This is a genomic window from Streptomyces sp. NPDC088733, from assembly GCF_044751185.1.
Lineage (GTDB): Bacteria > Actinomycetota > Actinomycetes > Streptomycetales > Streptomycetaceae > Actinacidiphila.
Genome location: NZ_JBIVLH010000045.1, coordinates 26,191 through 39,846 on the forward strand (window position 1 = coordinate 26,191; position 13,656 = coordinate 39,846).

At 71.5% G+C, this 13,656-nt stretch carries 14 protein-coding genes; 4 read left to right on the plus strand and 10 right to left on the minus strand.

Annotated elements, in window-relative coordinates; genetic code table 11:
• Positions 1-35: 35 nt before the first annotated feature.
• Both ACIP64_RS40310 and ACIP64_RS40315 read right to left on the minus strand, forming a co-directional pair.
• The gene (locus ACIP64_RS40310; protein ID WP_401597531.1) at positions 36-737 is read right to left on the minus strand and encodes an exonuclease domain-containing protein; all 702 of its coding nucleotides are present in this window, start codon (positions 735-737) and stop codon (positions 36-38) included.
• 114 nt (positions 738-851) lie between these two features.
• Complete coding sequence (locus ACIP64_RS40315) at positions 852-1,166, minus strand: glutaredoxin family protein (RefSeq protein ID WP_401597533.1); 315 nt, start codon at positions 1,164-1,166, stop codon at positions 852-854.
• A gap of 127 nt (positions 1,167-1,293) precedes the next feature.
• Here ACIP64_RS40315 and ACIP64_RS40320 point away from each other — a divergent pair, with 127 nt between their 5' ends.
• The 3 genes from ACIP64_RS40320 (at position 1,294) to ACIP64_RS40330 (ending at position 4,766) form a co-directional block, all read left to right on the plus strand.
• Complete coding sequence (locus ACIP64_RS40320; RefSeq protein ID WP_401597535.1) at positions 1,294-2,214, plus strand: HAD family hydrolase; 921 nt, start codon at positions 1,294-1,296, stop codon at positions 2,212-2,214.
• 326 nt (positions 2,215-2,540) lie between these two features.
• Entirely contained in the window at positions 2,541-3,341 is an 801-nt protein-coding gene (locus ACIP64_RS40325) for an ECF subfamily RNA polymerase sigma factor, BldN family (protein ID WP_360915604.1), read from the plus strand.
• Between the two features lie 228 nt (positions 3,342-3,569).
• Positions 3,570-4,766, plus strand: coding sequence for a DUF5667 domain-containing protein (locus ACIP64_RS40330; RefSeq protein ID WP_401597537.1), 1,197 nt, complete (start codon positions 3,570-3,572; stop codon positions 4,764-4,766).
• 95 nt (positions 4,767-4,861) lie between these two features.
• On the opposite strand, the gene ACIP64_RS40335 is transcribed toward ACIP64_RS40330, so the two are convergent.
• The 5 genes from ACIP64_RS40335 to ACIP64_RS40355 all read right to left on the minus strand — a co-directional run bounded on the left by ACIP64_RS40335 (position 4,862) and on the right by ACIP64_RS40355 (position 8,724).
• Positions 4,862-6,034, minus strand: coding sequence for a 1-acyl-sn-glycerol-3-phosphate acyltransferase (locus tag ACIP64_RS40335; protein ID WP_401597540.1), 1,173 nt, complete (start codon positions 6,032-6,034; stop codon positions 4,862-4,864).
• A gap of 34 nt (positions 6,035-6,068) precedes the next feature.
• On the minus strand, positions 6,069-7,112 hold the full coding sequence (locus tag ACIP64_RS40340; protein WP_401597543.1) for an NAD-dependent epimerase/dehydratase family protein: 1,044 nt from the start codon (positions 7,110-7,112) through the stop codon (positions 6,069-6,071).
• Positions 7,113-7,364: 252 nt separating this feature from the next.
• Positions 7,365-7,463 carry a 30S ribosomal protein bS22 gene (locus tag ACIP64_RS40345; protein ID WP_003948845.1) on the minus strand — a complete coding sequence of 33 codons (99 nt, stop codon included), beginning with the start codon at positions 7,461-7,463 and terminating at the stop codon, positions 7,365-7,367.
• Positions 7,464-7,570: 107 nt separating this feature from the next.
• Positions 7,571-7,780 (minus strand): helix-turn-helix domain-containing protein, encoded by a 210-nt coding sequence (locus ACIP64_RS40350; RefSeq protein ID WP_319665659.1) that lies wholly within the window; start codon positions 7,778-7,780, stop codon positions 7,571-7,573.
• A 128-nt stretch (positions 7,781-7,908) separates the two neighbouring features.
• On the minus strand, positions 7,909-8,724 hold the full coding sequence (locus ACIP64_RS40355) for a phosphatase (RefSeq protein ID WP_401597546.1): 816 nt from the start codon (positions 8,722-8,724) through the stop codon (positions 7,909-7,911).
• Between the two features lie 169 nt (positions 8,725-8,893).
• Between ACIP64_RS40355 and ACIP64_RS40360 the strand changes: the two genes are divergently transcribed.
• Positions 8,894-10,447 (plus strand): GMC family oxidoreductase, encoded by a 1,554-nt coding sequence (locus ACIP64_RS40360; RefSeq protein ID WP_401597549.1) that lies wholly within the window; start codon positions 8,894-8,896, stop codon positions 10,445-10,447.
• Between the two features lie 20 nt (positions 10,448-10,467).
• Here the strand turns inward: ACIP64_RS40360 and ACIP64_RS40365 are convergent, their stop codons facing one another.
• From ACIP64_RS40365 to ACIP64_RS40375, 3 genes are read right to left on the minus strand one after another with little or no spacing between them, the layout of a single operon-like run.
• Positions 10,468-11,643 (minus strand): acetoin utilization protein AcuC, encoded by a 1,176-nt coding sequence (locus ACIP64_RS40365; protein ID WP_401597551.1) that lies wholly within the window; start codon positions 11,641-11,643, stop codon positions 10,468-10,470.
• A complete protein-coding gene (locus ACIP64_RS40370) occupies positions 11,594-12,838 on the minus strand; it encodes an MFS transporter (RefSeq protein WP_401597554.1) in 1,245 nt (414 codons plus the stop codon). Before ACIP64_RS40370 ends, ACIP64_RS40365 begins: the two co-directional genes overlap by 50 nt.
• A gap of 43 nt (positions 12,839-12,881) precedes the next feature.
• A complete protein-coding gene (locus tag ACIP64_RS40375; protein ID WP_401597557.1) occupies positions 12,882-13,544 on the minus strand; it encodes an HAD family hydrolase in 663 nt (220 codons plus the stop codon).
• Positions 13,545-13,656: the final 112 nt, after the last annotated feature.

Consider the following 13,656-nt stretch of genomic DNA (forward strand, 5'->3'; position numbering starts at 1 on the left):
ATGGTGTCCGATTTGCCCTGGGGAAGTGACCGGCATCACGCGCCCCCATTACGGACAGAAGAAGCCACCTTTTGTACAGGAACGTTCCGCATCAGCGGTCGCTCCGTACCCCTGCGCTCCACCCAGGGCGTGTCCGTCCCCGCGAGCCGGGGCCACTCGACCCCGGCGGCGCGCGCCAGCTCCTGCTCCGCGTGCGCGGGCCACTGCGGCAGTTCCCGGACGTACGCGGTGAACAGCCGGGCGGTCGCCCGCGCGTCGCCGAGCGCGGTGTGCGCCGACCAGCCGGTCAGCCCGGCCGCCTCGGCGCACGCCCGCAGGCTCAGGCCCCGCGGCACGGGCTCGCGCTGCGCCGCCATCCGCATGGTGCACAGCTCCGGCACCTCGGGGAACCGGATGCCGATGCGGCCGTACTCCGCCGCCAGGAACGCCCGGTCGCAGCCCACGTTGTGCCCGACCAGCACCCGGCCGCGCAGCAGGGCGAGCAGCCCGGGGGCGATCTGGGAGAACAGCGGCGCACGGGCCGCCTCGACATGGTGGGACTCGATGCCGTGGATGTGGGTGGGGCCGACCGGGCCCTCGGGGTCCACCAGGGTCGAGAACTCGCCCTGTGCGACGAAATCGCGGTCCATCAGAACGACCGCCAGCTCGACCACGCGGTTCCGCCGCGAGCTCGAACCGGTGGCCTCGACGTCCACGACGGCATAGCCGCCGCGCGTCAGAAGCCTGCCCGGGAGCACGCCGTCACCATCCTTACGTACATACCCCCGCAGCACACAAAACGCCTTGATGGTAATCGAGCACACGCGCCCAGAGGAACACGCGCAAATCACCCACCCGTGGCCCCGGAGGCCTCAGAGGCCCAGCCCGCGGCGCAGCCGGGCCTCGTCGACACGCCAGAACGTGTGCTGTTCCCCGTCGATCAGGACGACCGGGATCTGCTCCCAGTACGCGCGGTGCAGCTCCTCGTCCTGGGTGATGTCGCGCTCCTCGAAGCGGCAGCCGGCCTCGGCGACCACCTTGCCGACGACGGCGCGGGCGTCGTCGCACAGGTGGCAGCCGGGCTTCGTGATCAGCGTGACCGTGCGGGAGGCGGGATCGACGGGATCGGCGGAAACAGCAGGACCCGCGGCGTCCTGGCGGGGGCCGCGTCCGAACAGGGGACTCATGCCGGCCATTCTGCCCCTGCCCGGCGTCAACCGACCGTGACGGGAGTAACACTTCTGTCGCTCGGAGTTCATTCACCTGCTCCATCTGAGCACCGGAAGTGCCCAACAGACTGGCTATGCTCGCCCCATGGCCGCTCTGCGATGGCTCACCCCCCGTAAGCGCTCCGCCACTGCACGCAGCGTGCTGGCGGGCGAGGCCGCGGCCGAGGCCGCCCTCGCGGCGCCCGTGGCGAAGAAGGCGGCACGGACCGCCCTTCCCGCGTTCCCGGTCGTCGGCGATCCCCACGCGGCCGCCTTCTTCGACCTGGACAACACGGTCATGCAGGGCGCCGCGATCTTCCACTTCGGGCGCGGGCTGTACAAGAGGAAGTTCTTCCGCAGCCGCGACCTGGCGCGCTTCGCGTGGCAGCAGGCCTACTTCCGCATCGCCGGGTCCGAGGACCCCGAGCACATGCAGGACGTGCGCGAGAGCGCGCTGTCGATCGTCAAGGGGCACCGCGTCGAGGAGCTCATGTCGATCGGCGAGGAGATCTACGACGAGTACATGGCGGGCAAGATCTGGCCCGGCACCCGCGCGCTCGCCCAGGCCCACCTGGACGCCGGGCAGCGGGTGTGGCTGGTCACCGCCGCGCCCGTCGAGACCGCCACGATCATCGCCCGGCGGCTCGGGCTGACCGGTGCCCTGGGCACCGTCGCCGAGCACGTCGACGGGATCTACACCGGCCGGCTGGTCGGCGAGCCGCTGCACGGTCCGGCGAAGGCCGAGGCGGTCCGGGCGCTCGCCGCGGCCGAGGGACTCGAACTGTCGCGCTGCGCCGCGTACAGCGATTCGTCGAACGACATCCCGATGCTGTCGTTGGTCGGACATCCATACGCGATCAATCCCGATACGCGACTGCGCAAACACGCGCGCGAAATGGGCTGGCGGCTGCGCGACTACCGCACCGGCCGCAAGGCCGCGAAAATCGGCATTCCGGCCGCCGCCGGGGTCGGGGCGGTCGCGGGCGGCGCCGCCGCCGCGGTGGCCCTGCAGCGCCGCCGCCGCTGAGCATCGGCCCCGGTCCGGGGCCGATGTGCGACACACCGTTGTACCCCTCTGGCGTCCCGTCAGTCGCCACATGACCACACAGCCACAACACGCTCTCCACGCGAGCATTTCACGACGCTATGTGGTCAAGTACGTTTCGGTGTTCGATAATTGATCGATCACCATTCCGCCAGAGAGTGGGCGGAACCGGCGATTTCAGCAACTCGGTGTAGCGTCGCCTGTACGAAGCGTTATTCTCCTCAAACGCAAGCCGGTTCCCACGCGTCGCTACGACGAGTGAACGGTTCCGTACTGCACGTGATGGAAGTTCTGCCTCTGGGAGTCCCGTGTACCCACACACCGGGGTTGACGCCTCTGGCCTGGCTACGCTGCGCGCACTGGTGGCTGAGCACCTGCTGCGCGTTGTCCCCGCGTACGCCGTGCCCGTGCCAGCACTCGCCGCAGCAGTGCCCGCCGGCCCCGCGCTGGCGACCTATGCGCTCGCCGACGGCCGGGCGGCGGTCGGCAGACGTGCCCGCAGCACCTCGCAGACCGCACGGTCCTCGGGCGCCTCCACGCGCCGGCCCGCGTCCGACACCGACAGCGGGCGGATGATGGACCTGGTCGAACGCGCCCAGGCCGGGGAGACCGAGGCCTTCGGGCGGCTGTACGACCACTACTCCGACACCGTGTACCGCTACATCTACTACCGCGTCGGGGGCAAGGCGACCGCCGAGGACCTCACCAGCGAGACCTTCCTGCGCGCGCTGCGCCGGATCGGCACGTTCACCTGGCAGGGCCGCGACTTCGGCGCCTGGCTGGTGACCATCGCGCGCAACTTGGTCGCCGACCACTTCAAGTCCAGCCGCTTCCGGCTGGAGGTGACCACCGGGGAGATGCTCGACGCCAACGAGGTCGAGCCCAGCCCGGAGGACTGCGTCCTGGAGTCGCTGTCCAACGAGTCGCTGCTCCGCGCGGTGCGCAAGCTCAACCCCCAGCAGCAGGAGTGCGTGACCCTGCGCTTCCTGCAGGGCCTGTCCGTCGCCGAGACGGCACGCATCATGGGGAAGAACGAAGGCGCGATCAAGACCCTGCAGTACCGGGCCGTACGGACCCTCGCCCGGCTGCTTCCCGACGACGCGCGATGAACGCCATGGATGGGACTTCATCTTGCGACTGTCTTCACGGTCCGATCATCATGAGTGCGCAACCCTGGGCGTAACCCTGGGCGTACGGCGCTCGTTGCATCACATGCGGACCCCCCACTGCCGTGCCCTGCCCGCTTCCGATCACTCGATCGGGTGGAAGGGCTCAAGGTGTGGAACCTTGCAGGCACAACGGGGAGTCGAGGTGGATGACGAGAGGAGGTGCCGCCCGTGATCGCGAACCCAACGGCGCACCGGCGGGCGAACGCCTTCGCCGACGCCCTTGAGGACGACGGCCAACAGGCGCACGCCGGCGAGCAGCACGGCGCCCACGCCGCGGACCGGCATGCGGATCCGGGTCAGGGAAGGCTTCTGGCCCTGGCGGACGCCCTGGAGGACGTTCCGCGGCCGACGCTGGACCCCGAGGCCAAGACCGTGCAACGTGCCCAGCTGATCGCGGCGATGGAAGCCGCGCTCGCCGACGGCACGCTGACGGTCCCGGAGCAACGCGACGGCGGCCGCGGCGCACACCGCGCGGGCGGCCGCGGCATGGGCAAACTGAGGCCCCGTTCCGCGTGGTCGCGCCGGCTGGCCGCCGGCGGGCTGTCGGTGGGCGTGGCGGCCGGTGCCTTCGGCGGCGTGGCCGCCGCGAGCACCGACGCGCTCCCCGGTGACACGCTGTACGGGCTCAAGCGGGGCATGGAGGACATGCGCCTCAACCTCGCCGACGACGACGCCGACCGCGGCAAGGTCTATCTCGACCTCGCCTCCACCCGGCTCCAGGAGGCCCGCCGCCTCATGGAGCGCGGGCGCGGCGGCCAACTCGACGACGAGTCGGTGGGCGAGATCCGCCGGGCGCTGTCCGGTATGCAGCAGGAGGCCACCGAGGGCCACCGGCTGCTCACCGCCGCGTATCGCAAGGACGGCTCCCTGCGGCCGATGGAGACGCTCTCCGCGTTCTCCAGCAACCACCGCAAGGGCTGGACCGAGCTGCGCGACCGGCTGCCCAACAAGCTCAGCGACGTCGGCAACAAGGTCACCTCGGTCTTCGACGCCATAGAGCAGGAAGTCGCCCCGCTGCAGAAGCTGCTGCCCCCCGCCGCCACCGCGGTCGACGGGCGGGGCGGCACCCCGGGCAGCGGCGCCCGTTCCGGCAGCGGCACGCGTGGGCCGTCCCCCTCGTCGAGCGACTCCGCGAGCGACCGCTCCGTCGAGCGCGGTACGGAGAAGGCCAGCCCGTCGGCGTCCAAGAGCTCCGACGGCGGTTTCATCGGCGGCACGGACGGACTGCTCAACCCTCCGGCGAGCAGCGGCAGCCCGTCCAGCGGCTCCGGCGAGACGGCACAGCCGTCCGTCACGCTTCCCCCGCTGCTGCCGGGCCTCCTCCCGGGTCTCGGCCTGGGCACGGAGGACGACAACGGCGAGTAGCCGGCCGGTCGGCACACGGCGAGGGCCGGTGCCCGGGAATCGTCCCGGGCACCGGCCCTCGCCATGTGCCGATCGCGGGTTGCCGCGGCAGGAGCTCAGACGAACACCGAACGCCGCTGTACCAGCAGCTTGTAGAGCGTGTGCTGAATCGTTTCCCGTACCTGGTCGGTGAGGTTGAAGACCAGCATCGGGTCCTCCGCCGCCTCCGGCGCGTAGCCGTCCGTGGCGATCGGCTCGCCGAACTGGATGGTCCACTTGGTCGGCAGCGGCACCAGCCCGAGCGGCCCGAGCCACGGGAACGTCGGTGTCATCGGGAAGTACGGGAAGCCCAGCAGCCGCGCCGCGGTCTTCGCGTTGCCGATCATCGGGTAGATCTCCTCCGCGCCCACGATGGAGCACGGCACGATCGGCACCCGGGTCTTCAGCGCGGTCGCCACGAAGCCGCCCCGCCCGAAGCGCTGCAACTTGTAGCGCTCCGAGAACGGTTTGCCGAGCCCCTTGAAGCCCTCCGGCATCACACCGACGACCTCGCCGCGCTCCAGCAGCCGCTGCGCGTCCTCGGCGCAGGCCAGGGTGTGCCCGGCCTTGCGTGCCAGTTCGTTCACCAGCGGCAGCACGAAGACCAGGTCCGCCGCGAGCAGGCGCAGATGCCGCCCCGCCGGGTGGTTGTCGTGGACGGCGACCTGCATCATCAGCCCGTCCAGCGGCAGCGTCCCGGAGTGGTTGGCCACCACCAGGGCGCCGCCCTCGGCCGGGATGTTCTCGATGCCCTTCACCTCGACCCGGAAGTACGACTCGTACAGCGGCCGCAGCAGCGACATGAGCAACTGGTCGGTGAGGTCCTCGTCGTAGCCGAAGTCGTCGACCTCGTAGTCCCCGGTGACGCGGCGGCGCAGGAAAGCCAGGCCGTGTGCCACCCGGCGCTCCCAGGGACCGCCGAGCAGCCGGTCGGCGGCCTGGCCGAGCGCGGCGACCAGCGGTCCGCCACCGGCGGCCGGCCGCGTGCCGTCGTGGGCCCCCTCCGGGGCGGGGCCGGTCGCCCCGGCGTCCGCACCGGCCTCCGGGCCGGAGGCCGCGGCGGGCGGGCCGGACTCCTCCGGTCCGGCGGCGGCCGGGTCCCCGGTGCTGTCCTCGACCGGCAGTGCGGCCAGCGCGTTCGCGCCGGAGGCCTCAACCGGCTTGCGGGCGGCCGCCCGTCCCCGCGGCCGCGACGCCCCCCTCCGCGTTCGCGTGTCCTCGTCGAACGGGATGACCTTGGCATCCGCCATGGCGCGGTTCCTCCTCGCAGGAGTGCTCACAAGCTCAGTTCTCAGGGCCGCCCGCGGGCACCAGCGCGGCGAGCCGGTCCACGGTACGGGCGAGCAGTTCGGGCGGAAGCAGCCCCGGGCCGCGACTGCGGGCGAAGTCGCTGAAGGTCTCGGCGGTGGTGTACTTCGGGGTGAAGCCGAGAGTCTCGCGCATCTGCGTCGTGTCCACCACCCTGCCATGGGTGAGCAGCCGGATCTGCTCGCGCGAGAAGTCCGTGACCCCGGCGGTGCGCAGCATCTGCCCCACCCAGGTGACCGCGGGCAGCAGCACCGGCACGGTGGGCTTGCCGAGCCGCCGGGCCGTCTGCGACAGCAGCAGCACCCCGTCGCCGGCGATGTTGAACGTCCCGCTGTTGATGGTGCCGTTGCCCTCGTCGCGCAGGGCAAGCAGCAGGACGTCCATGACATCGTCCTCGTGGACGAACTGCAGTCGCGGGTCGTACCCGAGCACGGTCGGCAGCACCGGCAGCGCGAAGTACTCCGCCAGGGGCGTGTCGGCGTGCGGGCCCAGGATGTTCGCGAAGCGCAGCACCGAGACCGCCACGTCCGGACGGCGGCGGGCGAAGCCCCGCACATAGCCCTCGACTTCCACGGCGTCCTTGGCGAAGCCGCCGGTGGGCAGCGACTTCGCGGGCATGGACTCGGTGAAGACCGCCGGGTCGCGCGGGGCCGATCCGTACACGCTCGTCGTGGACTTGACCACCAGGCGCCGCACGGTCGGGGCCTTCTGGCAGGCGCCGAGCAGCTGCATGGTGCCGATGACGTTGGTCTCCTTGACCGCCGCGCGGCTGTTGCGGCCCGGCAGCGTCCCGCTGACGTCCATGTGCACCACGGTGTCCACGGAGTGCTCGGCGAGCACCTTCGCGATCATCGGATGCCGGATGTCGGCGCGCACGAACTCGGCACCGTCCAGCTGATGCTCCGGCGGCAGCACATCGACACCGACCACCCGGTCGACATCGGGTTCACGCATGATCCGTCGTACCAGCCGGCCGCCGAGCTGGCGGGCGACCCCCGTCACGAGCACCACTTTGCCCAAGATCAGCGCCTTCCTACTTACCGCATATACGCACCGTATCGGTTCGATGTTGCGCCGTGATGACGCTCGACCGTACGAACACCGTCAGGGCGGTCAAGGAGATCCCAGGATGCCGGGCCCGTCCGGCCGCGGCCGGGCGGTACCGCTCCCCGTCACGGCTGCCCTGCCGCCCGCACCGGAAACGCCACTGCCCTCTCCCCACCGCGGACGGCGGTGGGGAGAGGGCAGTGGGAAGAGCGACGCGCAGCTCGACTACTTCTTGTTACGGCGCTGCACACGCGTCCGCTTCAGCAGCTTGCGGTGCTTCTTCTTGGCCATACGCTTGCGCCGCTTCTTGATGACAGAGCCCACGACTACCCTCGCTTCGTTTTCACTCGGTGCGGGGCGTCCGAGCCCACACGACCTACGTCGGCCAAGCCTACCCGCCCGGGGGCACCGAGCATAAACCGAGGCAGTCGTCAGGCAGTTTCCACCCCCACGTAGGACTCGCGAAGATAGTCATGGACGGCCTGCTCCGGGACGCGGAAGGACCTCCCCACCCGGATCGCCGGCAGATGACCGCTGTGCACCAACCGATACACGGTCATCTTGGACACTCGCATCACCGCGGCGACCTCTGCCACGGTCAGGAACACGACCTCGTTGAGAGGCCTCTCGCTTGAAGCCATGACACACCTGAACCTTCCGCACATGACGGGCACCGGCTTCCCCTCCGGTGACTCCCTCTCGCATGTGCGCTCCTCCCCAGATTAGGTGCGCATGATGCAAGTGGGGAAGAGGAGTAGCGATCGGTTGACTACTGTGACAGACACGCTCGATTGAGTACATAGCGCGTAAGCGGTCGGTAGTAATCGGACCGCACAGCGTCATCAAGCGGAACCACGACCGAAACCCTGCCCTCGGCCTGGGCGACGAAAACGGCGGGGTCGTCGGAGTCGGCCAGTCCCATGGCCTCAATGCCCAGCTGACCTGCCCCGCAGACCCAGCCGTGATCCCCGACGACGAGGCTCGGCAGCGGGCCGCCGCGCGTCGCCGCGCCGGCCAGGGCGACCCGAACCGGGAGCGGGGAGTGCGTGTGCACTCCGGGCGCACCCCGGGCGCCCTCACCCGGCGCATCACGGAGCACCGCGACGCCCCCTACGTAGCGCAGGTTGTGGGGGCGTAGGCCGAATTGCGTCGGCATGTCGACACGTCGACCATGCGATGGGGTGAGGACAGGACATCCCGCCGCCGACAGGGCGGCGGCCAATCCGGCGTAGAAACCCAGGAGCCGCTGCGGATGCCCGGTCCCGAGCAGGACCGGCTCCCTGTGCCGCGCCGCCTGCCGCAGACGAGCGGCGAAGGCGTCGAGACCGGCCAGCGTACGGTCCGGGTCGATCACATCCTGCCCGGAAGTGTGGCGCGGATCAGGCGAAACCCCGCATTGGTCAGCCATCAGGCCCAGCACGTCGGACGACGTCCACGTCCGCCCCGGATCCAGCCCGAGGGTCTGCCGCGGGTCCCCGGCGGCGAAGAGCCGGTAGCTGCGCAGGCTCCGCTCCCGCGTCGTCGCCACCGGCCCGGCGATCCCCACCCCCACCAGATGCGCGCGCAGCGCGCCCACACTCACCACGGGCCGATGGTGACCCGGCCCCGGGCGGGCACGCACCGGAACAAGCCCGACATCACTCCCGTGAGGTGGCCGTTCGGGCCCGCTGCCCGACAGGCTCCTCACCCGGCCGCGGTTCTTCCTACACTTCCCACAAGGGGGCAAACCGCACGCCACCGAGGGGCGGTTCACCGTGACCGACAGCTTTCCGAACGGAACCGAGTTCGACTACGTCGTCGTGGGGGCCGGGTCCGCGGGATGCGCGCTGGCCGCGCGCCTGTCCGAGAACGAGGCCGCGCGTGTGCTCCTGCTGGAGGCCGGCGGAGCCGACCACCCGCCCGGCGTGGCCCAGCCGCCGGCCTGGCCGAGTCTGCTGAACACCCCCCTGGACTGGGCGGACCGCACCACCCCGCAGACCGAGACCGGCATCACCGTGCCGTGGCCCCGCGGCCGCGGCCTCGGGGGCAGCTCGGCGATCAACGCCATGAACTTCCTGCGCGGCCACCGCACGAGCTACGACGCCTGGGCCGCCGAGGGCGCTCCCGGCTGGGGCTTCGACGACCTCCTGCCCGCCTTCAAGCGCAGCGAGAACCTCACCGGTGTCGCGGACCGCGATCCGGCGCTGCGCGGCATGGACGGTCCGCTGCGGGTCGGCCCCGCCGCCGACCCGCACCCGCTCGCCGAGGACTTCCTGCGCGCCGCGGTGCAGACCGGGCACCGCGAGGCCCGGGACCTCGCCGGGGGTCTGGAGGAGGGATTCGGCCGGGGCGACCTCAGCATCTCCGGCGGCATCCGGCAGGACGCCGCCACGGCCTACCTGCGGCCCGTCCTGCACCGGCCCGGCCTGCACGTCGTGACCGGCGCCCTCGTCCACCGGGTCACCCTCGACGGCGACCGCTGCACGGGCGTCGAGTACGCCGCCGGCACCGAACTGCGCACTGCGCGCCGCTCCCGCTCCGGAGCGGTCGTCCTGACCGCGGGAGCCGTCGGCACCCCGCAACTGCTCATGCTCTCCGGCATCGGACCGCGCACCCACCTGCGGACCCTCGCCATCCCCACCGCGGTGCACCTGCCCGGCGTCGGCTCGCACCTCCAGGACCACGTCCTGTCCGGCGTCGTCCACCGCTCGGCCCGTCCCGTACCGCCCGGCACCGGCAACCACGGCGAGGTCCAGGGGCTGATCCGCAGCGGCCCGGGGGTCCCCGGGCCCGATGTGCAGTTGCAGATGGTCGACGTCCCCCTGCGCGAGGACAGCCTGCCGGGACCCGGGCCCGGCCGGGGATGGACGATCACGGTCGCCCTCATGACACCGTTCAGCCACGGCACGATCCGCCTGGCAGGCACCGCTCCCGGCGCGCCCCCGCGCATCGACCCGCGGTACTACGCGGACATCCGCGACCTCGACGCCATGGTCCAGGGCCTGCGCGCCGCCCGGGAGATCGCCGCCGCCCCCGCGCTCGCGGACTGGAGCGACGGGGAGGTCCTGCCCGGCCCGGACGCCCTCGGCGAGAAGTCACTGCGTGCCTGCCTGTGCCGCAATCTGCGCTCCTACAACCACTACGCCGGGACCTGCCGCATGGGCACCGACGCACACGCCGTCGTCGACCCCGCCCTGCGGGTGCGCGGCGTGGACGGCCTGCGCGTGGCCGATGCCTCGGTGATGCCGCGCCTGGTCTCCGCGAACACCAACGCCACGGTCTACGCCATCGCCGAACGGGCCGCGGAGCTGCTGCGCGACACGGTTTGAGCGCCCGTGTCGGCAGAGCCCTACGGCAGCAGTCCGTGCAGCGGGAACACCGCCCGCCGGGTCGCGAGGATCGCCTGGTCCAACCGGTCCGCCGGGTCGTACCCCGCGTCGTGGAACCCCGTGAAGGACCCGTCCCGGCCGTCCGTCATCCGCAGCGGGCCGGTCTGCCGGGTCCTGCGGTACACCTCCGCACGCCACTCCTCGGGCGTCGCCGACTCCGGAGCCACCGGCCGGCCCGCGGCGATGGCCACCAGGTGCGTCCACGACCGTGGTACAACGTCCACCACTGCGTACCCGCCGCCGCCGAGCGCCACCCAGCGGCCCTCGGCATGCTCGTGCGCCAGGCCGTGCAGGGCCTCCGCCACCGCGCGCTGGGCGTCCAGGCTCACCGCCAGATGCGCCAGCGGGTCCTCGAAGTGCGTGTCGGCGCCGTGCTGGGTGACCAGCGCCTGCGGCCGGAACGCGGCGACGAGCTCCGGCACCACCGCGTGGAAGGCCCGCAGCCAGCCCGCGTCCCCGGTGCCGGCCGGCAGCGCCAGGTTCACCGCGCCGCCCTCCGCGCCCGCGCCACCGGTCTCCTCCGGCCAGCCCGTCTGCGGGAACAAGGTGCGAGGGTGCTCGTGCAGCGAGATGGTCAGCACCCGCGGGTCGTCCCAGAACACGGCCTGGACCCCGTCTCCGTGGTGCACGTCCACGTCCACGTAGACCACACGCTCGGCGCCCAGCTCCAGCAGCCGCGCGACGGCGAGCGCGGCGTCGTTGTAGACGCAGAAACCCGAGGCCGTCCCCGGCATCGCGTGGTGCAGACCGCCGGCGAAGTTCACCGCGTGCGCGGCCTCGCCGCGCCAGACCGCCTCGGCCGCGCCCACCGACTGGCCGGCGATCAGCGCCGAGGCCTCGTGCATCCCCGCGAAGGCCGGGTTGTCGTCGGTGCCGATGCCGTACGACAGCTCCGTCAGCGCCTTGGGGTCGGCCGACGCCCGCCGCACCGCGGCGACGTACTCGGCGTCGTGGACCAGCCCCAGCGTCGAGTCCCCGGCGGCCGGCGCGGAAACGACCGCCGCCGCCTTGTCCAGGTCGAATGCCCGGACCAGCCCCATGGTCAGCGCGAGCCGCACCGGATCCATCGGGTGCCCGCGACCGAAGTCATAGCCCGTTACCTGCTCGTCCCACATCAGCTGTGCGCGGCCGCTCATGGTCGCCACCGTATCGGGCGGGCTCGGCTCCGAACGAGCGGGCGTACAGCAGTGTGGCGGCCACCAGCACCATCGGCACCAGCATCGCGCCACGGTAGCTCCACGCGTCACCCAGCGCGCCCACCAGCGGCGAACCCACCAGGAAGCCCACGTAGTTGAAGATGTTGAGCCGCGCGATCGCTGTGTCCGACGCCCCCGGGAACATCCGCCCGGCCGCGGCGAAGGTCTGCGGCACGATCACGCACAGCCCGAAGCCCAGCAGCGTGAAGCCCAGCATGCCCACCCACGGCCCCGGCGCCACCGCCACGACCGCGAACCCGGCCACCGCGACGAGCGCCCCGACCCGCACGACGGCCGCGGCCCCGAAGCGCCGCACTCCGAAGTCCCCGACCGACCGGCCGAGCAGGGTCGTCACCATGTAGACGTTGTACGGGACCGTCGCCAGTTGCTCGGAGCTGCCGAGGACGTCCTGGAGGTACTTCGCGCTCCAGTTGGAGACCGTCGAGTCGCCGATGTACGCGAACGCCATCACCAGGCACAGCGGCAGCAGCATGCGCATCGCGACGGACGCGCCGGACGCGGGGGCATCGGCTCCGCCCGGCGCCGGCTTCCCCGCGGGCGCGTCGGCCGCCTGGTCGACGTACCAGCGGCTGCCCACCAGCGTCAGCGGGATCAGCACCGCCACCACCGGCCCGTACAGCACCGCGAGCGACAGGTGCCAGTGCGCGCCCGCCCAGGCCAGGGACGCACCGAGGATGCCGCCGAAGCTGTAGGCGGCGTGGAAGCCCAGCATGATGCTGCGGCCGTACGTGCGCTGGAGGCTCACGCCGAGCATGTTCATCGAGGCGTCGAGCCCGCCGACACAGATGCCGAACACCGCGAGCGACAGAGCCAGTTCCCACATCGTGTCGCCGGAACCTGCGCCCAGCAGCGCCAGGCACACCACCGGCTGCACCCAGCGCAGCACCGTGCTCGGCCGTACGCGCTTCACCAGGTGCTCGGTCGCCACGCTTCCGACACCGGCCAGGACGGGCACCGCCGCAAGGAACAGCGGCAGCAGCGCGTCACTGATGTCGTATCGATCCTGCAGGGCCGGGATGCGCGTCACCAGGAGCGCGAAGGCCACACCTTGCGAGAAGAAGCTGACGGCCAGGGAGGCCCGCCCATGACGCAATCTGCCGTCGATGCCGTCCATGAGCGAGCAGCGTAGGGCCGAACCCTACGGACGGGTAGGTCGATCACATCATCAGTTTTCCCGGCAGGCCCACCATTTCGGCGAAGAGCGTGAGCGTCCCCGCCGACCCCGCCTCCTCCAGCCGCGCCGGCGGGGTCATCGCCGTGAAGCCGTACACGTCCATCCCCGCCGCGACCGCGGCCTCCACCCCCAGCAGGCTGTCCTCCACCACCGCACACCGCTCGGGCGGTACGCCCATCGCACGTGCCGCGTGCAGGAACAGATCGGGCGCCGGCTTGCCCCGGCCCACATCCTGCGAACTGAAAATGCGCTCCTCACCGAAGTGCCCGTACAGACCGGTCTTCCGCAGCGCCACCCGGATCCGCTCATGGCTGCCCGACGACGCCACGCAGTACGGCACCCCGTCCGCGTCCAGCTTCTCCAGAACGTCCGCGACGCCCGGCACCGGCTGGAGCTCCCGGCGGAAACCCTCAAAGACCCGCGCGTAGTACGTCGCGTCGAAGTCCTCCGGCAACCGCTGCCCCGACCGCTCGGCCACCAGGTCGTGCACGCGGTGCATGGCCGAACCCATGTAGTCCCGCAACGAGTCCTCGTAGCTCGTCGGATGCCCGTGCTCGGTCAGCAGATCGGCGAGCACATGGTTCGCGATCGGCTCGCTGTCGACGAGCACCCCGTCGTTGTCGAAAATGACCAGGTCGTAGCGCACGAAGCCAACTGTAGTGGACGCAAAAAAGCCTCAACCCCCGAGCATGAGCTCGGGGGTTGAGGCTGAAGAATTGTTCGGCGGCGTCCTACTCTCCCACAGGGTCCCCCCTGCA